Origin of the sequence: Acinetobacter genomosp. 33YU, assembly GCF_001990725.1 — a bacterium.
GTDB classification, from domain to species: domain Bacteria; phylum Pseudomonadota; class Gammaproteobacteria; order Pseudomonadales; family Moraxellaceae; genus Acinetobacter; species Acinetobacter seifertii.
Genome location: NZ_LFZQ01000007.1, coordinates 74,343 through 94,107, shown reverse-complemented (window position 1 = coordinate 94,107; position 19,765 = coordinate 74,343). Strand labels below are relative to the sequence as shown.

Below are 19,765 nucleotides of genomic sequence, written 5' to 3'. Positions count from 1 at the left end.
TTAGTGAAAAAAGGGTAATCCTATTATAAACAAAATTTTGGATATTTCCTTGAGAACAAATTATAAAAAATACTTGACAATTCCATTAAATTTTCCGATATTTTAATTAATGAATAAAAATACATGGAAAAGTGAATGAATATTATTAGCCAAAGCGTGCACAAAGGAAGTGGCAAGCTCAAGGTGATGGTCAAGGACACAATTGATATTCAAGGTCTAAAAACCATTGCTGGTAGTCGAGCTTTATTAAATGTTGAACCTGCTCAAGATGATGCTGAGGTGGTTAAAAACATTTTAAAAGCAGACTGTGAAATTATTGCCAAAACAAATTTGCACGAATTGGCTTTTGGTATTACAGGCATTAACCACGCTTTTGGTACTCCCATCAATCCAAAATATCCTGAACTTATTCCTGGTGGGTCTTCAAGTGGTTCGGCTGCGGCTATTGCAGCAAAACAAGCTGATTTTACTTTAGGTACCGACACGGGCGGCTCTATCCGTATGCCCGCTGCGTGCTGCGGAGTTTTTGGATTAAAGCCAACTTTTGGCCGTGTGAGCAGAAAAGGTGTATATCCGCCGTCGAGTTCTTTAGATTGCGTTGGTCCTTTTGCAAATTCAGTCGAGATGATTGAAAAGGCCATGCAAATTATTGATCCAACTTTTAAACCGACTCAATGTACTAGTGCACCAAAACTTGCGGTTTTAGATGTAAGCGCAGATGAGGTTGTTTGGAACTGTATTTATCAAGCACTTCAAAAAGCTAATTTACAGATCACTTTAGAAAAAGTTGAACATTTTGAAGCAGCTTATGACGCAGGCATGCAAATTATTAATTATGAAAACTGGCAAGCGTACGGTGAGTTAACTCAAACAGGCTTAATTGGTTCTGATGTAAATGGTCGTTTATTAAAAGCGGCACACACTACTTTAGAACAAGTAAAACAATCAGAAGTTGTGAGAGCGCAGCTGAACCAAGAACTCGATGCTTTATTAGAAAAATATGATGCATTGGTTCTACCGACACTTCCGCAAATTCCACCAAAAGTTTCTGAAGCTGAAAACACGGTCGCTTTTTTGAATCTTACAGCTTTAGTTCGACCATTTAATTTATCAGGACATCCCGCCATTTCAGTGCCACTTGAAACCAGTGAAGGTTTACCAGTGGGCTTACAGATCGTATCGAAGCATCAAAAAGATGAGCAATTATGCGCAATAGCTAAATTTTGTGTTGATGCAATGCAATAAATTACAAGGAGTTAGATGATGAATAAGTTATCTAAAATGGAGTTTGCTTCTCAAGACAAAGCAGTTGACTTAGACGCTTTGTGCCAAGAAATTCGTGAGCGCGCCTGTACAGGTGAATTTGATAATCAGGCTTATGTGAGCCAAGACGTTATCGAAAAGCTTAAGCAAATCGGTGTTTACCGTGCATTGGTTCCGAAACGTTTTGGCGGTGACGAATGTTCACCACGACAGTTTTGCGAGTTAATCGAAACGTTATCTAAAGCTGATGGTTCAGTCGGTTGGGTGGCAAGTTTCGGTATGAGTCCTGCGTATTTAGGAAGTTTGCCAGAAGAAACACTTAAAGAATTGTACCAAAACGGGCCAGATGTAGTGTTTGCCGGAGGTATTTTCCCGCCACAACCTGCTGAAATTACAGATGAAGGTGTCGTAGTCCGTGGACGTTGGAAATTCTCAAGTGGCTGTATGGGAGCAGACATTGTTGGCGTGGGAATTTCACCGCTTAAAAATAATGAAATGCAGGGCTTACCTCGCATGGCAGTGATGCCTGCCAAAAAAGCCAAAATTGAAATGACTTGGGACACCGTTGGCCTAAAAGGCACGGGAAGCCATGACTTAGTCGTCGAAGATGTATTGGTCGAAAAGAAATGGACCTTTGTCCGTGGTGAACCTTCAAAACTCAGCGAGCCATTTTTTAAATATCCGTCACTTTCTTTAGCGACTCAAGTATTAACCGTGGTGGGTATTGGGGTTGCAGCTGCCGCATTAGAAGAATTTGAAAAATTGGCGCCGGGTAAAGCATCTATTACGGGTGGGTCAGAAATTGCCAACCGCCCAGTGACTCAATATGAGTTTGCTCAAGCTGATGCAGAGTTTCAGGCTGCAAAGTCTTGGTTTTATCAAACCATGGACATTGTTTGGAATGAAATTATTGCTGGACGTGAAGCAACTGCTGAACAAATTAGCGATATGCGTTTGGCATGTACACATGCAGCTCGAGTTTGCGCCAAAGTCACCCGAAAAATGCAAATGCTCGCGGGCATGACAGCAATCTATACCAACAATCCATTTAGCCGTTTTGTGAATGACACCAACGTGGTGACTCAGCATGCCTTTATGGGCGATGCGACTTTACAAAATGCAGGCTCAATCAGTTTCGGGTTAAAGCCAACCCCAGGTTATTTATAAGTTTTAATTTTTTTAAAAGGATATTGAGATGGAAGCTAAAAAATCATTACGTGTTTTGTTCTGCATGGGTATTAACCAAAACTTTTTTGATGCAGAACCTGCTGAAGCAAAAGCAGTTTGGGCAGCGTTTGGTGAAATGTGGAATGGCATTCATGACTTACCGGGCGTACATGTTTTTGGAAATCTTGATGATGACCAAAGCATGGTTGGCCCAAGTGCGGGCTGGCCTTGGACAACTTACTTGCTTGCAGATGTTCCAGATATTGAAACAGTACATGCGGCTTGTAATTTGTTTAGAACGACAGTGGTGGGTGAAGGTCCATACAAGCTTTGGAAATATTGCAAAGTTGAAGCTCGTGTTGGACGCGAATTAATTATCCAACGTTAGGGCGATGGCAATGAATGACAAAGTGAATATTGCAGAAATCTTAGAGCGACTAGAACAGTTAGAAGCGCACAACGCCATTCGCAACTGCCTGAACCGTTATATGGAAATCTGCGACGAGCTCAATGCAAATACAGACCTTGAAGAGCTGATGAATCTTTTTGATCAAGACTGTATTTGGGAAGGTATTGGCGAGAAATATGCCAAATCCTTTGGCCGTTATGATTCTTGGCAGTCGATTTACGACATGTTTAAAAGCTATACCCAAAAAGAATCTCACTTTGTTATGAATGCACACTTTGTAAATTCAGAACAAATTTATGTAAATCAAAATGATGCAAATGCTTCATGGCTGATGTTGCAGACTTCAACATTTAAAGATGGCCGTAGTCATCTGAATACAGCAAAGCTCAACGTGAAGTTCCAAAAGCAAGTAGATGGAACATGGAAAATTAAACATTTCCAAACACAGAATATTTTCAGTCGTCCCGTATCGCATTGGCACAGTGAAGCCGAATTACCGGTACCTTCCCAGGAATGACCCAGGACATATTTAAAAGGACTATTGATATGAACAGTATTATCCCGACGCATAACATTGGCACTGATTACGATACTTTGGTTCAAAGTGACCGTGCCCATACTTCTCTTTATAAAGATGAACGTATTTTTGATGAAGAAATGGAAAAAATCTTTTATAGCACTTGGGTGTGGGTTGCACATGCCAGCGAAATTCCAGAAGGTGGAAGCTATAAAACCATTAACATTGGTAAACAGCCTGTGGTTGTTGTGCGTGACCGTAAAAAGAAAGTCCATGTACTTTTAAACCGTTGCCGTCACCGTGCAGCAACCGTATGCGAACATAAAAAAGGAAAAACCAACAGTTTTGTATGTCCGTACCACGGTTGGAGCTATGCACTAGATGGTAGCTTACGTGGTGTGCCATCTCCGGAAAGCTACGGTGATTGTTTAGATAAATCTGAGTTACCGCTAGTTAGTCTACGTGTAGAAGAATATAACGGCATGATCTTCGCTTCATTTAAAGAAGACATTCAACCGCTTGAAGAATTTCTTGGGCCAGCAAAAAAATGGATTGACCTGTTTATGAAACAAGGTGCGGGTTATCCAATTAAAGTTTTGGGTGAACACCGTTTCCGTTTCCCGGGGAACTGGAAAATCCAGCTTGAAAATACCACGGATGCATATCACTTCCCGTTGGTACACAAGTCATTCTTAAGTTCTGTTGATGAAAAAACTGAAGAACTCTTTAACTTCGAAAATCAACCGGGGTTTGTTGAAGACTTAGGAAACGGTCACAGTGTGATGGTGATGATTCCTGAACTGGTTGATTTAGACGAAGAGCTCATGGAGCGACCAATTCAAGAACGTTTTGAAGACTTGGCTCAAGCTTTGCGTGACGAAGGGCATGAAGAGTTAGAAGTACGCCGTATTGTCCGTGCCGTCGGTGGTTCTGGTTTTAACTTAAATTTATTCCCGAATATTGCATGTTCGATGGCGTTCTTCCGTGTTTTACAGCCAATTTCAGTGGCTGAAACAGAAATTCATCACTCGGTAATTACGATGGACGGTGGTCCACAAATTGCCAACCAATATCGCTTACGTTTGCATGAACATTTCCAAGGTCCATTTGGTTTTGGTACACCAGATGACTCGGAAGCTTGGGAACGCGTACAACACGGTGCCAATGCGGGTAATGATTTATGGATCATGCTCAACCGTGGTTTACCGGGCGAAGTCAAAACTGAAGATGGCTTAAAAAGTGATGTCAGTGCTGAAACAGGTATGCGTGCAGCATATCAGCAGTGGAAAAAGATGATGAAGGCTTAAGGAGAGAGCAATGAATATGAATCTGCAATTATTAAATGAAGTCACTGCTTTCATCTGGGCTGAAGCAGATATGTTAGACCACAGTGAATACCGTGAATGGCTCAATTTATGGAATGAAAAAGGTGTTTATATCATTCCAATTGACCAGAACCTCACTGACTACGAAAACAACTTAAATTATGCCTATGACGATAATCATATGCGTACTTTACGTGTACAGCGTCTTGAAAATGGTGAAGCGATTTCTACAGCGCCTAAAGCAAATACTGTGCGTAGCATTTCTCGTGTACGAGTTATTCAAGACCAAGATAATGAAATCGTTTTACGTTGTGCTCAAAACTTACGTGAATTCCGTAAAGAAAACCTCAAGCATTACACAGCTGATATTACCTACCATCTAACTCGTGATGCGGCTACAGGTTTTAAGATTAACCGTAAAATTATTAACTTGGTTAACTCAACCGATACCTTAGCTGGTATTAGCTACATTCTTTAGGAGCGGTAACATGAAACAAGTTGTTTTAGTGACAGGTGCTGCTTCTTGACTCGGTAATGTGATTGCTGAATATTTTGCGAGCCAAGGCCATCAAGTGATTTTGTCAGCAAGTACGCTTGAAAAAGCCGAAAATGCCAAGGTACAAAGTCAATATGCACAAAATATGTTTCCCTTGAAATTAGATATTTCAGTTGAGGCAGATTTTCATGCTGCTGTGCAATGGATTGAAGATAAATTTTCTAAACTTGATGTGTTAATTAACAATGCTACCGTCACCAAAGCAACGCCAGTATTAGAAATTACTGCAGCCGATTTTGATTGGATCACGCAAGTTAACCAACGTGGCACCTTTCAAGCTTGCCAAATTATTGGTCAATATATGGCTAAAAAAGGCTATGGACGCATCATTAATATGGCGTCTTTAGCGGGACAAAATGGCGGTACGGCAACGGGTGCACACTATGCGGCAACCAAAGGTGCGATTGTGACGTTAACCAAAATTTTTGCCAAAGAGTTTGCAGCAAAAGGCGTTACGGTTAATGCGGTTGCACCGGGACCGATGGAGTCTCCAATCGTTCATAGTGTGGTGTCTGACGAAAAAATGGAACAGTTCATCCAAAATATTCCGGTTAAAGCCTTAGGAAGTATGCATTTCATTGCTGAAACTTGTGGGTTGCTTGCGAGTCCAAATGCGGGGTTTGTGACTGGTGCAACATGGGATATTAACGGTGGTTTATTCATGCGTTAAGCCAATCGCTTAAGCATGAAAAGGGAGTTAAATCATGACTACACTTTATGATGTTGTCGTTAAAAATCGCCATGTGGAAGGTGGAAATATTGCAGTCATGGAATTTGAGTCTGCCACTTCTACAACATTGCCAAAAGTTGAAGCGGGTGCACATATTGATGTGCACTTACCAAATGGCATGGTGCGCCAGTATTCACTTTGCCAAAATCCAAATGACGAAGGTAAGTTCCGCCTTGGAATTTTACGTGACCCTGAATCACGTGGTGGCTCAGTCTCGGCTTTTGATGAAATTAAAGATGGCATGCAAATTCAGGTCAGTGAACCAAAAAATTTATTTCCACTTTTAAAAGCCAAACACAGTGTATTAATTGGCGGTGGAATTGGAATTACGCCGTTAATCACGATGGCCTATCAACTTGCACACGAAGGTGCATCATTTGAGCTTCACTACTGTGGTGCTAGCCCTGAACATTGTGCTTTTGTTGATGAAATTAAAAATGGTGAGTTAGCAAAATACACGACTTTCCATTTTAAATCCGAAGGTGCAAGCCACCGAGCATTTTTTGAATCTGCCATTAAAGATATTGACTCGGAAAGCCATATTTACACGTGTGGTCCAGTCGGTTTCATGGACTGGGTGATTAACCTTGCCACGACTCACAATTTTCCTGAGCAGCAAATCCACAAAGAATATTTCCAAGTTGAAACTGATACTTCTGGAGATTCATTTGAGGTGGTGGCTGAGCGTAGCGGAAAAATCATTATGGTTGAAGCTGGCGAAACCATTTTGCAGGCTTTAGCTAAAGAAGGGATCGAGATTGAAATGTCTTGCGAGCAAGGCGTATGCGGAACCTGTATGTGCGATGTAATTGAAGGCGAACCTGATCATCGAGATGTTTATTTTACTGACGAAGAAAAAGCCAGCAATGAACAAATATTGGTGTGCTGTTCGCGCTCTAAAACACCGAGACTAGTTTTAGATATCTAATGCTCTCGCGATTTATATGGATGTAAGAGAAGGTTTAGGAGAAAGATGATGAATGTATTACAACAAATAGATGAGTTTACGGTCGATCCACTACAGTTCCGACGAGCATTAGGAAATTTTGCAACAGGCGTTACCATTGTTACTGCACAAAATGCACACGGTGAAAAAGTAGGTGTAACCGCAAATAGTTTTAACTCGGTATCACTCGACCCACCACTTATTTTGTGGAGCATTGATAAAAAATCTTCAAGTTTTTCAGTATTTGAAGAAGCAACACATTTTGCAGTCAATATTTTATCAGGCACGCAAATTGAGCTGTCTAATAAGTTTTCAAGACGCAATATTGATAAATTTGCCGACACCAATTTTCAACTTGGCGCAGGACGCGTACCCATTTTAGAAAATTGTTCTGCGGTGTTTGAGTGCGAACGTTATCAAGTGATTGAAGGTGGTGACCACTGGATTATTGTTGGCAAAGTGGTTCGTTTCCATGACCAAGGCAGAAGCCCACTGGTTTACCATCAAGGTGCATATTCTTGTGTCATGCCGCATCCGAGCCTTCAAGTTAAGCAAACTGAACAGAACGGTGTAGACCAGACTCATTATGGGCACTTATATAATAATGTCTGCTACTTGATGAGTCGTGCTTTTAAAGCTTATCAAACCGACTATATTCCTAAGCAAATGGCTTCAGGGTTCCGTACCAGTGAATCACGGCTGCTGCTGGTTTTGGCAAGTGGTACTGCTTCAAGTAAGGAAGATTTACCGCGCGATATTGCTATGCCAATGCAAGAAGTAGAAAGATCGGCTGAAATTTTAAAATTTGAAGGGTTATTGGTTGATCACGATAATTTGTATGCATTGACCGAGAAAGGTAAACAAACAGCACAGTATTTGTTTGATATTGCCGACAGCCACCAAAATGAAGTGTTTAAAAAGTATTCTGAGGAACAAAAGGATATTTTTATTACCATGCTAAGAGATTTTGCAGGAGTAGCATAAGTCCCCTTAAGCTGATAAATTGAATTGATTTATCAGCTTCTTTACATCTAGCTGACTATCATCAAAACAATTCCAAGGATAAGGAATTTTTGGCACACAATTTGTTTATCAATAAAACAAGATTGTAAAAAGCCAAGACAGTGCACCACCACAAACGCAAAATTTTGAGCGGTGACACATGTATAGAGAGGTAAGGGATGAACCAATATGTAAGCGATGCATTACTCACATGGACGCACCATATTAAAAGTGTGTGCGGCAATTTTGAAACCGATTTTGACGGAACCCGTAATTTATTTATTGGTGAAGTTCAGTGCTTTTTATTGGGTGATACCGAAATTGCTTTTATTAAAAACAATGCCAATAAAATTGTCCGAAAAGCCGATGAAATCGATCGAGTGAATAATCGTTTTTGTTTTTTGATTTTGCAGTATTCGGGAAAAATGCTGCTCGAATATAAAAATGAGACTTTAAGCCTAAATGAAGGCGATATTGTGTTGGTCGACCCGGTCGAAACCATTTCGATGTATCCGCAAGGCTTGGTAAGCCAGATTTCAGTTCATCTGTCGCGTGAAAAATTACTGAAAGAAAATATTAGTACTGAATATTTTGGAAAACTGATTACTCAAAATATGAGTGGTTTTTTACTCAAGAATATTTTGAAAAACATGTCTGCTGAAAACATCAAACTTTGGTACGCAACCGAAGACGGTAATGCTTTTGAAGATGCATTGATTGCCTTAATCAAACCGACAATTAATTATAAAAATATTAATAGCTCCAATAATCTGATGGAAAAAGCTGAGCGTTATATTATAGAAAACTTAGCAAAACCTGACTTAACACCTAAATTAATTGCAGAACATATTGGGGTATCGCTGCGTCATCTCTACCGTTTGTTCCTTCAAGAAAATTTATCGATTAACAAATATATACAGCTCAAACGCCTAGAAAAAGTGAAAGCAGATTTGCTTGATAAAAAGAACAAACAAAGCTCGATTACTCAAATTGCCTTGAAGTGGGGTTTTTGGGATGGCGCTCATTTCTCAAAAATCTTTAAAAAGACTTATGGTATTTCTCCTAAAGAATTTAGAGAGGGTATGTCGGTTTAATTCTTTCATCTCTCAATGTCATTTTTAGACAAGTTCGACGTCATTCTTGAACAAATTATCCCTATGTAACTGTGTTGAAATTAAATTCATTAGAGCAGGTTAGATAAGCTTAATAACCATAAAACTATTAAGTTGGTCTAATGAATTTCACACACAGGAAAGTGCATTTTAACTGTCTGATTCAGATAGTTCAGGGATAGATGAAAAGGATGAAACCAATGCGTAAACAACGATTATTGAATGACATACAAAAAATACTGGCACTTAACTTATCAATCGCTGCAAGCTTTTGGGGACTCAATACTCAAGCGTTTGCTCATGGTGGCCATGCCGAAATGGTCTCACTTTATCAAAACATGAGTGAGCAAGGTGCTAAAGTTGTTAAAGATGATTTTACCAATACTTATATGATCACCAAAGGCTCTATGGTAGTTCGAGCTAAACCCAATTCAGATCAGGTTTTGGTGAATGGCAAACCTTTCAAACTCAGCGTGCCTTTATTAATTAAGGATGGTAAGCCTGTTATTGGAAAAGATTTTTTTAATGAAGTATTCCAGTCTGGGTTAGATCAAACTTTCAAAATTGAAAATACGTTTCACCCGCTCAATAGCTTAAATTCTGACGAAATCAAAAAGACCTTTGATGTGATTAACCGCTCGAAATACGCCTATAAAAATATGCGTTTTGCCGAGTTAAAGCTTAAAGAACCTGAAAAAGCCAAAGTCTGGGATTACTTTATTAATCACAAAGAATTTAAAGAAGATCGTATTGCCTCATTTATTTTATTAAAGGGGAGTCAAGCGATTGAAGGTGAAGTTAACCTTAACACTCAACAAGTCACCAAATGGAATGTACTTAAAGACACTCATGGAATGGTGCTGCTCGATAATTTTGAAGCTGTACAGCGTGTAATTGAAACGAGTAAAGAATATCAGGAAGCTTTACGGAAACGCGGCATTACCGATGTGAAGAAAGTGATTGCTACACCGCTGACGGTTGGATATTTTGGCGGTAAAGATGGACTTGATAAACAACTCAATATATTAAAAGTTGTCGCTTACCTCGATGTAGGAGATGGTAACTACTGGGCACATCCTATTGAGAACCTAGTTGCTGTAGTCGATTTAGATAAAGAAAAAATTATCAAGATTGAAGAAGGTGCGATCATTCCTGTGCCAATGGCAAATCGACCTTATATGTCGAATAAGCCCGTAGCAAGTAAGCTAAAACCACTCAATATTATTGAACCTGAGGGTAAGAACTTTAGCATTACTGGCCAAACCATACATTGGGGGAACTGGTGTTTGCATGTGGCGTTAGACTCGCGTGTTGGCTTGCAGCTTTCAACAGTGACCTATAAAGATAAAGGCGTTAAGCGTAAAGTCATGTATGAAGGGAACTTGGGTGGAATGGTGGTTCCATATGGCGATCCTGATATTGGTTGGTACTTCAAATCTTATTTGGACTCTGGCGAATACGGTATGGGTACACTCACATCATCTATTCTTCCGGGAACAGATGCACCTGACAATGCAGTTTTACTTGATGCGGTGATTGCAGACTATAAAGGCCAACCACAAGTAATTCCAAATGCCATTGCTGTATTTGAACGTTATGCAGGACCTGAATATAAACATCACGAAATTTTTGGCAATCAAGATGCCAGTGAAGCCCGCCGTGAACTTGTTGTGCGCTGGATTAGTACAGTGGGGAACTATGATTACATGTTTGACTGGGTATTTTCCCAAAATGGTGTAATTGGGATTAATGCGGGTGCAACAGGTATTGAAGCTGTTAAAGGCGTTAAATCACGCACCATGCATGACAGTACCGCAAAAGAAGACACCAAATATGGAACTTTAATTGACCATAATATTGTCGGTACAACGCACCAACATATTTATAACTTCCGCTTAGACATGGATGTAGATGGGGAAAACAACAGCTTTATGCATATGGACCCTGTGGTGAAAGCCAATGACAAAGGTGGTGTTCGTACAAGCACGATGCAAATCGATAGTAAAGTCATTACGAATGAGCAAAATGCGGCTGAAAAATTTGATCCGTCTACCATTCGCTTACTCACGAATTTCAATAAGGAAAATAAATTAGGCAATCCTGTTTCTTACCAACTCATTCCGTTTGCAGGTGGAACACACCCTGTTGCGAAGGGTGCCAATTTTGCTAAAGATGAGTGGTTATTTAAACGTTTGAACTTTATGGATAAGCAAATTTGGGTGACCCAGTACAATCCAGATGAACGCTATCCTGAAGGGAAATATTCAAACCGCTCAACTCATGATACAGGATTAGGACAGTTCATTGGCAACAATGAAAATATTGAAAATAAAGACCTTGTGGTGTGGATGACAACAGGTACAACCCATGTGGCACGTGCTGAAGAATGGCCAATTATGCCGACAGAATGGGTTTATACCCTAATCAAACCTTGGAACTTCTTTGACAACACCCCGACTTTAAACTTGGGTGAAGACGAGCAAAACACGCAGCACGACCATCACTAAAAACGCACATGAATGGTGTGGGTAACGAATCGGTTACCCACACTTGAGCACGGTTAGGCCGTTCGCAAAAAAGGAATTTCTAAATGAAAAATTTATTTTCTCAGGTTGTGAGAGGGACTCTCTTTGTCTCATTTTTTTCAAATGTGCATGCTGGTGAGCTTGAAATTAAACCGACTTTTGAAGCAACTTTTGGGGCTTTTAGTAGCGGTAAAAGCTATAACGGTGAAAACCTAGAGGATGAAAGAGTCAATTGGCAAGAAGGGCACCTTAAATATGGTGCTAAAGGACAATACACCTTTAAAAACAATCAGCTCTATGCAAGCTTGAGCGGTATTAGCTCGGCAACATTTGGTGATGGTGACGCAGGCCAAAATAGTAATGGCAAAGAACGTAAAACAGATGTGAATGAATGGATCATTGGTTTTAAAGACGGCATCAATAAAGATGAGTTAATGACCTATGATTTAAGTATCGGTCGACAAAATATTATGATTGGTGATGGGTTCTTCATTGCCGGTGATGCGTTAAACCTCGGTAAAGCGCCTGCGGACGGCATATTAGATCGGGGCGGGGCATATTATCTAGCAGCTCGTCGAAGCTTTGATTTTACAAGTTTGCTTCAATACAAACCGCAAGAAAATACAACGCTAAAGCTGGCTTATTTAAAGTCAGACAATAAAGCACAATTTTCACCTGAACTGTTTGTAACTGATTTGATGTATCAACTTAAAGATAAGGGCGTTGGGTTCACTTATTTAAACGTATTGGATCTTGAAGATGCTGAACACGTTTCAGGACGACAAGACCTTAAAAATTATGCTTTACGTTTGAATTATCAACCCTTACCAGAGCTGCAAGTTAAAACTGAGTTTGTGGTTCAAGATAAAAAAGATAGCCACGAAAATGCTGGCTACTTAGCGCTGAACTATAACTTTTTATCTTCAAAATATACGCCCTCATTAGGTTACCGCTTTAGTCATTTTTCAGACCAATACGACCCTATGTTTTATGGAAATACAGTCGGCTTTGGCACATGGTTTCAGGGCGAAGTTGCTGGAAACTATGCTGGTCCATTTAATAAAAATGCAGATATTCATCAAGTTTCTTACATGATGAATTTGAAAGAAAACTTTATGTTGGGTGCTTTGGCCTATAAGTTCAAAACAGTAAATAAATCTTTAACTAATGTAGATGGACATGAGTTAGATGTCTTTTCAGTCTGGTCGGTCAATAAAAAATTCAACGTTATTCCTTTAGTGGGACTCTATAAACCAAAAAACGATATCCATAGTGGCGGTACTCAAAACTACGATGACAAGACCAATGTCTATGCGCAGTTGATTCTGCAATACATCTATTAATAGATCCTTCTAAATAAATTGAGAGAAATAAAAATGAGTGAAGTTCAGATTTTAGAAAGCGTAAAACAATTTATGGCACGTCAACATGGACATTTTATTGATGGAAAGTTAGTTGCTGCCGAGCTTTTAGATAAAGTGGATATTGTGAATCCATCGACTGAACAAGTTGTTGCTCAAATTAGTATTGGTAGTCAACACGATGTTGAAAGCGCGGTGAAAAGTGCTGAACATGCTTTTCAAAATGCTTGGGCTGAAACAACGCCGTATGAACGTGGCGTTAAACTGAACAAGCTAGCCGATTTAATTGAGCAATATGGTGAAGAACTTGCACAGCTCGAGACGTTGTCTACAGGAAAACTTATCAATATTTCCCGTCATCTTGAAGTCGCACAATCCGTTATTTTCTTAAGGTATTTTGCGGGTTGGGCAACTAAAATTAATGGTCAAACCATGCAACCCTCTATTCCTTCTATGCAAGGTGAAAAATATACGGCATTTACTTTAAGACAACCGATTGGTGTGGTTGCAGGGATTGTGCCGTGGAATTTCTCACTGATGATTGGCGTTTGGAAAATCGGTTCAGCTTTAACAACTGGCTGTACCATTGTGCTTAAACCAAGTGAGTTTGCCAGCTTATCTTTATTACGTTTAGCTGAACTTGCCATTGAGGCCGGTATTCCAGCTGGTGTGATTAATGTGGTTACAGGTAAAGGCGATACAGGACAATATTTAATTGAGTCGCCACTCGTTAAGAAAGTCTCATTTACAGGTTCAGTACCAACAGGTATTGCCATTGGTAAACTCGCGATGAGCAGTGATTTAACCCGTGTAAGTCTAGAGTTAGGCGGTAAAAATGCCATAGCTGTTTTGGCCGATGCAAATATTGATGAGATTTTACCGACTTTGTTGCAAGCAACTTTTGTACATCAAGGTCAGGTTTGTGCATCGCCAGAGCGTTTTTTTGTACACCATACAAAACATGATGAACTTGTCGAGAAACTCTCGAAAGCACTCTCGCAGTTCAAAATTGGATCGGCTATGGATGAGAGAAGTATGTTTGGTCCACTCTCGAATCAGCCACATTTTAATAAAGTGAAACATTATTTAGATATGGCTAAAGCCAACAATCAGATTATTGCAGGGGGTGAGGCATTAGATCAGACAGGATATTTTGTACAGCCAACTTTAATTTCCTTTAAAAATACAGATGATCCTTTATTTTCAGAGGAAACTTTTGGTCCAGTGGTCGGGATAATGCCATTCGACACTGAAGAAGAACTCGTTCAACTGATGAATCAGTCGCGCTTTGGTTTAACCGCAAGTATTTGGACAAATGATTTGTCTAAAGCTTTCTGTTTAATTCCTAAGATTGAAGCGGGGACTCTATGGGTGAATATGCATACGTTCTTAGATCCATCAGTTCCATTTGGTGGGGTAAAAGCTTCAGGAATTGGCAGAGAGTTTTCTGATGCATTTATTGAAGATTACACCGAATTAAAATCGGTTATGATTCGGTATTAAGTTTAAAAGCTACAAGATATAAAAAATGGCCTTTATAGGCCATTTTTAACATTAAAACTAACCTAATAAAAAGTTCTTTAGGATCTTATTAAAAGCTTCTGGCTGCTCGACATTGGAAATATGAGAGGCATCTATTTCTGCAAGCTTTGATTGTGGAATGCGTTGCTGCATAAATTCACCATCTGTAACGGTCGTTACAAGGTCTTGAGTTCCAGCAATCACCAGTACAGGAATTTTGATTTCTTTTAACTGCTCACGGACATCCGCTTTAGCCAAAGCCTCGCAACAATTGGCATAACCCATTGCGCTGCCAGCACTTAAGTCGTTACACAGGTTGTTGACAATTGAAGGATGACTTTGGATAAAGGGATCTGTAAACCATCGCGAAGCTGCTGTGGCTGCGATTGGTTGTAAACCTTGCTCACGTACTAATCTCGCACGGTCAAACCATGCTTGTTCTTGCCCAATTTTAGCGGCAGTATTTGCCACAACCACATGACTAAAACGGTCAGGATAGTGAATCGCAAGCCATTGACCTGTTAAACCACCCATGGAAATACCACAAAAAGCAGCTTTGCTAATATTTAGATGATCCAGTAAACGGATAACATCTTCACCTAGTTGCTCTACAGTGTATGGGCCGTCAGGTGTAGATGATGAACCGTGACCACGAGTGTCATAGCAGATCACAAAAAATTGATCTTTTAACTCATTAAACTGTTTTTGCCACATGCCATAATTTGTGCCCAAAGAATTGGAAAACACCAGAGCAGGGGACGACGGTTCGCCAAAGGTTTGATAGTTGATTTGTGCATCGGCAGATTGAAAAGATGGCATTTGTTTCTCCTTAAAGTGCTTCAACACGTTCAATAATCAATGCGATGCCTTGGCCTACACCAATACACATTGAACACAAACCATAACGACCACCTTTTTGTTCAAGCTGGTTTAGGGCTGTGGTCACGAGGCGTGCACCTGATGCACCCAGTGGATGGCCCAATGCAATGGCACCACCATTTGGATTTACTTTGTTGCTATCGTCTGACAAGCCTAAATCACGAGTGACTGCTAAAGCTTGTGCAGCAAAAGCTTCGTTAAGCTCAATCACATCCATCTGATCTAAAGTCAGGTTGGATTGTTTAAGTAATTTTTTAATCGCTGGTGCCGGAGCAAAACCCATAATGCGTGGTTCTACACCGACTGCTGTTGAAGCAATGATCTTGGCACGCGGTTTTAAGTTATAGGCCTTAACTGCCTCATCAGAAGCAATCAGTAGTGCTGCTGCACCATCGTTAATGCCTGAAGCATTGCCTGCAGTCACAGAACCCTCTGCTTTAACAACCGGTTTAAGTTTGCTTAAAGCTTCAAGGGTCGTTGATGCACGTGGATGCTCATCGGTATCAATCACAACAGCATCCCCCTTACGCTGAGGGATTTCAACTGCCACGATTTCTTTAGAAAAAAAGCCTTTGGCTTGCGCGCTTGCGGTGCGTTGTTGGCTCACCAAGGCAAACTGGTCCTGATCTGCACGATTCACGTTGAACTGTTCAGCCACGTTTTCGGCAGTCTGTGGCATGGTGTCTACACCATACAATTCTTTAAGTTTAGGGTTAATGAAACGCCATCCCATAGTGGTGTCTTCAATCTTCTGGCTACGGCCAAAAGCACTGTCAGACTTACCCATCACATAAGGTGCACGGCTCATGCTTTCCACACCACCTGCAATCACCAAGTTCGCTTCACCTGCTTTAATGGCACGGGCAGCAATAGCAATCGCATCGAGCGATGAACCACACAAACGATTAATGGTGGTTGCTGGTACTTGATACGGCAAACCAGCAAGCAGTGCTGACATACGGCCAACATTACGGTTATCTTCACCGGCTTGGTTGGCACAGCCATAGATCACATCATCGATCTGTTCCCAATCTACATTTGGGTTACGCTGCATGAGGGCTTTAATCGGCACAGCGCCAAGGTCATCGGCACGGACAGGTGCAAGGGCACCGGCATAACGGCCGAATGGGGTACGGATGGCATCGATGATATAAGCGTTTTTCATTCTAACTTTTGTCCTTTACTTCAGGCCTTTTTAGCCATTCTCCGTAAGTATTTCGTGGTGGCGACATGGATGTCGCCTCGTTGCTCAGCACAACAGGGAGGTTGTGTCTGAGTAACAAAGATTTTTGGTTACTTTTTTAAAAAAGTGACACGAATTAGCTGTCGGCATCTGGTTTAAACAGATAAGACTCCGTTGAGATGCTTTATAAATTTTCATATCAACGAATAACATCACGGCTGCAATTTACTGTGATATCCATAGGTCTGTTGTATAAGCGATACCTTACTTTTGAAAGGTCAAAAGTAACAAAAACCTTTGTTGAACAGAGGAGGCTTCCTTGCCTCCCTGTCCAACGGGCGACATCCATGTCGCCTGTCACGATAGTGAATGCTGTGTAATAAGAGTTTGTTATATAAACCTTATCCTTGGGTCGCATCAATCAAAGTTGCACCCGTTAAAGCCTGTAACTCATCAAAGCTAAGACCTTCAACTTTCTCAATCACTTTTAAACCGTCTTTGGTCACATCAATCACACACAGGTCGGTGTAAATACGATCCACACATTTTTTACCTGTTACTGGATAAGTTAGCTCAGCCACAATCTTCGGCTCACCTTGCTTAGTCACATGGTCTGTGGTGATAAATACTTTCTTGGCACCTACCGCCAAATCCATCGCACCACCCACCGCAGGAATCGCATCTGGTGCCCCCGTGTGCCAGTTCGCCAAGTCACCATTCGCAGCAACCTGAAACGCGCCGAGTACAGCAATATCAAGGTGTCCACCACGCATCATCGCAAATGAGTCACCATGGTGGAAAAAGCTGCCGCCTTCAAGCATGGTCACAAACTCTTTACCCGCATTAATCAGTTCAGGGTCTTCTTCACCTGCCGCTGGAGGAGGACCAAAAGCCAATAAACCATTTTCAGAATGAAGAAAAATATCTTTGTCGTTAGGTAAGTAGCTTGCAATCTTAGTCGGTAAACCAATACCCAAGTTCACATAGGCACCATCTGGAATGTCTTGTGCCACACGTTGTGCAATCTGGTCACGGCTGAGTTTCTGGTAGCTCATGTTATTTCTCCTTATTGCTTATTGTGTGGGTTGTACTTGTACAACATGCTGTACAAAAATACCTGGGGTGATGATGTGCTCCGGATCTAATCCACCGAGTTCAACCACTTCAGAAACCTGAGCAATGGTGACATCAGCAGCCATAGCCATAATTGGGCCAAAGTTACGTGCAGATTTACGGTAAACCAGATTGCCCCAGCGGTCGCCCTTGTAAGCTTTAATCAAGGCAAAGTCAGCTTTGATTGGATATTCAAGTACGTAATCTTTCCCATCAATCTCGCGGGTTTCTTTCCCTTCAGCTAAAAGAGTTCCAAAGCCTGTTGGGGTAAACACAGCGCCTAAACCCATGCCGGCTGCCTGAATACGACACGCCAGATTACCTTGTGGTACTACTTCAAGCTCAACCTTTCCGGCACGGTACAATTCATCAAATACATAAGAGTCTGACTGACGAGGGAAAGAACAGATCACTTTTTTAACCGAACCAGCCTTAAGCAGTTTCGCCAGACCATAGTCGCCATTACCGGCATTATTGCTAACAATGGTTAAATCTTTAATACCCAGTTCAATAAGACCGTCAATGAGTTCAGCGGGTTGTCCTGCGGTACCAAAACCACCAATCAGAATGGTCGCGCCATCTTTAATCTGCGATAGTACCTCGCTTAGTGAGGACTTACTTTTGTCAATCATGTGAGAAACCTTAGAGCATGAGGTAACGTGATGTTATTACTACCGCTAAAAATTTATTTAAATTCTTAATGGTAGTAATAAATGGAATAAATTTTGTGAGTCAAAAGCGAACTTTTAACTCACATATACTTTCAATTAAGCACTAGCGCGACGACGTTCAACTTCAGTTGAAGGAGCGGCAGCGGCATCTTTAACAAGTTCGATGTTAAATGTGATGTGTTTGAAAGCGTGATCTAAACCACGGCGTTGAATTTCAGCAGGGTCAGTTACATCAACTGCTGTTGCCACTAAACCGTCACGAGTTGCGAAGGCAAAGTCGTCCCATAAGTACTCATCACCCTCAATGTTGAATTGAGTAGTCAGCTTGCGGAAACCTGGCGCAGAAACGAAATAGTGAACGTGAGATGGACGGTTACCATGACGGCCTAATTTGTTAAGAAGGGCTTGAGTTGTACCTTCTGGCGGGCAACCATAACCTACTGGCATTGTGGTTAATGCAACATATTTACCATCTGCATCAGTCAAAATACTACGACGTAAGTTGAAGTCAGATTGAGACTTATCAAAGAATGAATAGTTACCCAAACTGTTGGCATGCCATACTTCAACTTTGGCATTTTCAATGATATTGCCATCAGTATCGGTCACAGTACCTTCAATAATTAAGGTATCGATTTTGCCAGACTCAGTACCATCATCCATACGCGCAAAACCAACAGATTCAGGCGCGCCAGCGACATAAAGTGGACCTTCGATGGTACGTGGTGTGCCACCCGTAACGCCAGCTTTTGCATCAGCTTCATCAGCACGTAAATCAAGATAGTGCTCTAAACCTAAGCCAGCTGCTAAAAGTCCAAGTTCGTTTGCTTGGCCTGCATCGGTAAAATATTCCAAACCTTTCCAAACTTCAGAAGGCTGGATGTCTAAATCTTCGATGGCTTGAAATAAATCCCCGAGAAGGCGCACAACAATTTGTTGAACACGTGCATCGACTTCACCTTTAGCAGTGTCGACATTCATTTGTTTTACAAGCGCATCAATTTGTTGACGGTTCATACTAAAACTCCTTAAGTATGCAATACGGTTTTGGGTGGCAGCGCTGCGGGCATTTTGTTTTGCTAGCGAATAAGTGCCGCCACGTTCCTTGTTACCTTCTGAATAATCTGCTTGGTTTTTAAATGGACTTCAGAGATCACATTTAAAAAATTCTTTTGGTTTACGAATCATCATCACGAACAGAAGAAGGGTGGCGATTAAGTGCCATCACTTCAATGTCCATATATGGATAGAGAGGTAAGCCCTGTAAAATGTTGTGCAACTCTTCATTGCTCTCGACATCAAAAATACTGATGTTTGAGTACTGGCCTGTAACTCGCCAGATGTGACGCCATTTACCTTGGCGTTGTAAATCTTGCGAATAAGCCTTTTCAACGGCCTTAATTTCATTTGCTTTGTCGGCTGGCATATCAAGTGGGATATGCACATCCATACGTACATGAAATAACATGGGAAACTCCTTATCCT

Annotated in this window: 19 protein-coding genes; 13 read left to right on the top strand and 6 right to left on the bottom strand. The window is 41.0% G+C overall.

Annotated elements, in window-relative coordinates:
* Positions 1-135 precede the first annotated feature (135 nt).
* The 13 genes from AC056_RS07960 to AC056_RS07900 all read left to right on the top strand — a co-directional run bounded on the left by AC056_RS07960 (position 136) and on the right by AC056_RS07900 (position 14,416).
* On the top strand, positions 136-1,245 hold the full coding sequence (locus tag AC056_RS07960; RefSeq protein ID WP_077163281.1) for an amidase: 1,110 nt from the start codon (positions 136-138) through the stop codon (positions 1,243-1,245).
* Positions 1,246-1,281: 36 nt separating this feature from the next.
* Entirely contained in the window at positions 1,282-2,430 is a 1,149-nt protein-coding gene (locus tag AC056_RS07955) for an acyl-CoA dehydrogenase family protein (protein ID WP_077163447.1), read from the top strand.
* Positions 2,431-2,458: 28 nt separating this feature from the next.
* On the top strand, positions 2,459-2,818 hold the full coding sequence (locus tag AC056_RS07950; protein ID WP_000387554.1) for a hypothetical protein: 360 nt from the start codon (positions 2,459-2,461) through the stop codon (positions 2,816-2,818).
* A gap of 4 nt (positions 2,819-2,822) precedes the next feature.
* Positions 2,823-3,356 carry a nuclear transport factor 2 family protein gene (locus AC056_RS07945; RefSeq protein WP_077163280.1) on the top strand — a complete coding sequence of 178 codons (534 nt, stop codon included), beginning with the start codon at positions 2,823-2,825 and terminating at the stop codon, positions 3,354-3,356.
* Positions 3,357-3,385: 29 nt separating this feature from the next.
* Positions 3,386-4,663: an aromatic ring-hydroxylating oxygenase subunit alpha gene (locus tag AC056_RS07940; RefSeq protein ID WP_009392122.1), complete on the top strand. Its 1,278-nt coding sequence runs from the start codon at positions 3,386-3,388 to the stop codon at positions 4,661-4,663.
* 10 nt (positions 4,664-4,673) lie between these two features.
* On the top strand, positions 4,674-5,159 hold the full coding sequence (locus AC056_RS07935; protein ID WP_077163279.1) for an aromatic-ring-hydroxylating dioxygenase subunit beta: 486 nt from the start codon (positions 4,674-4,676) through the stop codon (positions 5,157-5,159).
* A 58-nt stretch (positions 5,160-5,217) separates the two neighbouring features.
* On the top strand, positions 5,218-5,907 hold the full coding sequence (locus tag AC056_RS07930) for an SDR family NAD(P)-dependent oxidoreductase (RefSeq protein WP_228144358.1): 690 nt from the start codon (positions 5,218-5,220) through the stop codon (positions 5,905-5,907).
* 34 nt (positions 5,908-5,941) lie between these two features.
* Positions 5,942-6,895 carry a PDR/VanB family oxidoreductase gene (locus AC056_RS07925; protein WP_077163278.1) on the top strand — a complete coding sequence of 318 codons (954 nt, stop codon included), beginning with the start codon at positions 5,942-5,944 and terminating at the stop codon, positions 6,893-6,895.
* A 45-nt stretch (positions 6,896-6,940) separates the two neighbouring features.
* Positions 6,941-7,897, top strand: coding sequence for a p-hydroxyphenylacetate 3-hydroxylase reductase component (locus AC056_RS07920; protein ID WP_077163277.1), 957 nt, complete (start codon positions 6,941-6,943; stop codon positions 7,895-7,897).
* Between the two features lie 197 nt (positions 7,898-8,094).
* The gene (gene feaR / locus AC056_RS07915; protein WP_001077876.1) at positions 8,095-9,009 is read left to right on the top strand and encodes a transcriptional regulator FeaR; all 915 of its coding nucleotides are present in this window, start codon (positions 8,095-8,097) and stop codon (positions 9,007-9,009) included.
* A gap of 209 nt (positions 9,010-9,218) precedes the next feature.
* On the top strand, positions 9,219-11,534 hold the full coding sequence (gene tynA, locus AC056_RS07910; protein WP_077163276.1) for a primary-amine oxidase: 2,316 nt from the start codon (positions 9,219-9,221) through the stop codon (positions 11,532-11,534).
* A gap of 143 nt (positions 11,535-11,677) precedes the next feature.
* Positions 11,678-12,895: a hypothetical protein gene (locus tag AC056_RS07905; RefSeq protein WP_077163446.1), complete on the top strand. Its 1,218-nt coding sequence runs from the start codon at positions 11,678-11,680 to the stop codon at positions 12,893-12,895.
* A gap of 33 nt (positions 12,896-12,928) precedes the next feature.
* On the top strand, positions 12,929-14,416 hold the full coding sequence (locus AC056_RS07900; RefSeq protein ID WP_077163275.1) for an NAD-dependent phenylacetaldehyde dehydrogenase: 1,488 nt from the start codon (positions 12,929-12,931) through the stop codon (positions 14,414-14,416).
* A gap of 57 nt (positions 14,417-14,473) precedes the next feature.
* On the opposite strand, the gene pcaD is transcribed toward AC056_RS07900, so the two are convergent.
* From pcaD to catC, 6 genes are all read right to left on the bottom strand, one after another.
* Positions 14,474-15,253: a 3-oxoadipate enol-lactonase gene (pcaD, locus tag AC056_RS07895; RefSeq protein ID WP_077163274.1), complete on the bottom strand. Its 780-nt coding sequence runs from the start codon at positions 15,251-15,253 to the stop codon at positions 14,474-14,476.
* A gap of 10 nt (positions 15,254-15,263) precedes the next feature.
* Positions 15,264-16,478: a 3-oxoadipyl-CoA thiolase gene (gene pcaF, locus AC056_RS07890; RefSeq protein WP_077163273.1), complete on the bottom strand. Its 1,215-nt coding sequence runs from the start codon at positions 16,476-16,478 to the stop codon at positions 15,264-15,266.
* A gap of 419 nt (positions 16,479-16,897) precedes the next feature.
* The gene (locus AC056_RS07885; RefSeq protein WP_000121798.1) at positions 16,898-17,551 is read right to left on the bottom strand and encodes a 3-oxoacid CoA-transferase subunit B; all 654 of its coding nucleotides are present in this window, start codon (positions 17,549-17,551) and stop codon (positions 16,898-16,900) included.
* Positions 17,552-17,569: 18 nt separating this feature from the next.
* Positions 17,570-18,241 carry a 3-oxoacid CoA-transferase subunit A gene (locus AC056_RS07880; protein WP_077163272.1) on the bottom strand — a complete coding sequence of 224 codons (672 nt, stop codon included), beginning with the start codon at positions 18,239-18,241 and terminating at the stop codon, positions 17,570-17,572.
* A gap of 135 nt (positions 18,242-18,376) precedes the next feature.
* Entirely contained in the window at positions 18,377-19,297 is a 921-nt protein-coding gene (catA, locus tag AC056_RS07875) for a catechol 1,2-dioxygenase (RefSeq protein ID WP_019458831.1), read from the bottom strand.
* Between the two features lie 160 nt (positions 19,298-19,457).
* Positions 19,458-19,748, bottom strand: coding sequence for a muconolactone Delta-isomerase (gene catC, locus AC056_RS07870; protein ID WP_016145449.1), 291 nt, complete (start codon positions 19,746-19,748; stop codon positions 19,458-19,460).
* Positions 19,749-19,765 lie beyond the last annotated feature (17 nt).

What these genes read in the sequence shown, in the direction of transcription:
- AC056_RS07960 (WP_077163281.1), top strand. Translation starts at nt 136, where the DNA reads ATGAATATTATTAGCCAAAGCGTGCACAAAGGAAGTGGCAAGCTCAAG.
- AC056_RS07955 (WP_077163447.1), top strand. Translation starts at nt 1,282, where the DNA reads ATGGAGTTTGCTTCTCAAGACAAAGCAGTTGACTTAGACGCTTTGTGC.
- AC056_RS07950 (WP_000387554.1), top strand. Translation starts at nt 2,459, where the DNA reads ATGGAAGCTAAAAAATCATTACGTGTTTTGTTCTGCATGGGTATTAAC.
- AC056_RS07945 (WP_077163280.1), top strand. Translation starts at nt 2,823, where the DNA reads ATGGCAATGAATGACAAAGTGAATATTGCAGAAATCTTAGAGCGACTA.
- AC056_RS07940 (WP_009392122.1), top strand. Translation starts at nt 3,386, where the DNA reads ATGAACAGTATTATCCCGACGCATAACATTGGCACTGATTACGATACT.
- AC056_RS07935 (WP_077163279.1), top strand. Translation starts at nt 4,674, where the DNA reads ATGAATATGAATCTGCAATTATTAAATGAAGTCACTGCTTTCATCTGG.
- AC056_RS07925 (WP_077163278.1), top strand. Translation starts at nt 5,942, where the DNA reads ATGACTACACTTTATGATGTTGTCGTTAAAAATCGCCATGTGGAAGGT.
- AC056_RS07920 (WP_077163277.1), top strand. Translation starts at nt 6,941, where the DNA reads ATGATGAATGTATTACAACAAATAGATGAGTTTACGGTCGATCCACTA.
- feaR (WP_001077876.1), top strand. Translation starts at nt 8,095, where the DNA reads ATGAACCAATATGTAAGCGATGCATTACTCACATGGACGCACCATATT.
- tynA (WP_077163276.1), top strand. Translation starts at nt 9,219, where the DNA reads ATGAAACCAATGCGTAAACAACGATTATTGAATGACATACAAAAAATA.
- AC056_RS07900 (WP_077163275.1), top strand. Translation starts at nt 12,929, where the DNA reads ATGAGTGAAGTTCAGATTTTAGAAAGCGTAAAACAATTTATGGCACGT.
- pcaD (WP_077163274.1), bottom strand. Translation starts at nt 15,253, where the DNA reads ATGCCATCTTTTCAATCTGCCGATGCACAAATCAACTATCAAACCTTT.
- pcaF (WP_077163273.1), bottom strand. Translation starts at nt 16,478, where the DNA reads ATGAAAAACGCTTATATCATCGATGCCATCCGTACCCCATTCGGCCGT.
- AC056_RS07885 (WP_000121798.1), bottom strand. Translation starts at nt 17,551, where the DNA reads ATGAGCTACCAGAAACTCAGCCGTGACCAGATTGCACAACGTGTGGCA.
- AC056_RS07880 (WP_077163272.1), bottom strand. Translation starts at nt 18,241, where the DNA reads ATGATTGACAAAAGTAAGTCCTCACTAAGCGAGGTACTATCGCAGATT.
- catA (WP_019458831.1), bottom strand. Translation starts at nt 19,297, where the DNA reads ATGAACCGTCAACAAATTGATGCGCTTGTAAAACAAATGAATGTCGAC.
- catC (WP_016145449.1), bottom strand. Translation starts at nt 19,748, where the DNA reads ATGTTATTTCATGTACGTATGGATGTGCATATCCCACTTGATATGCCA.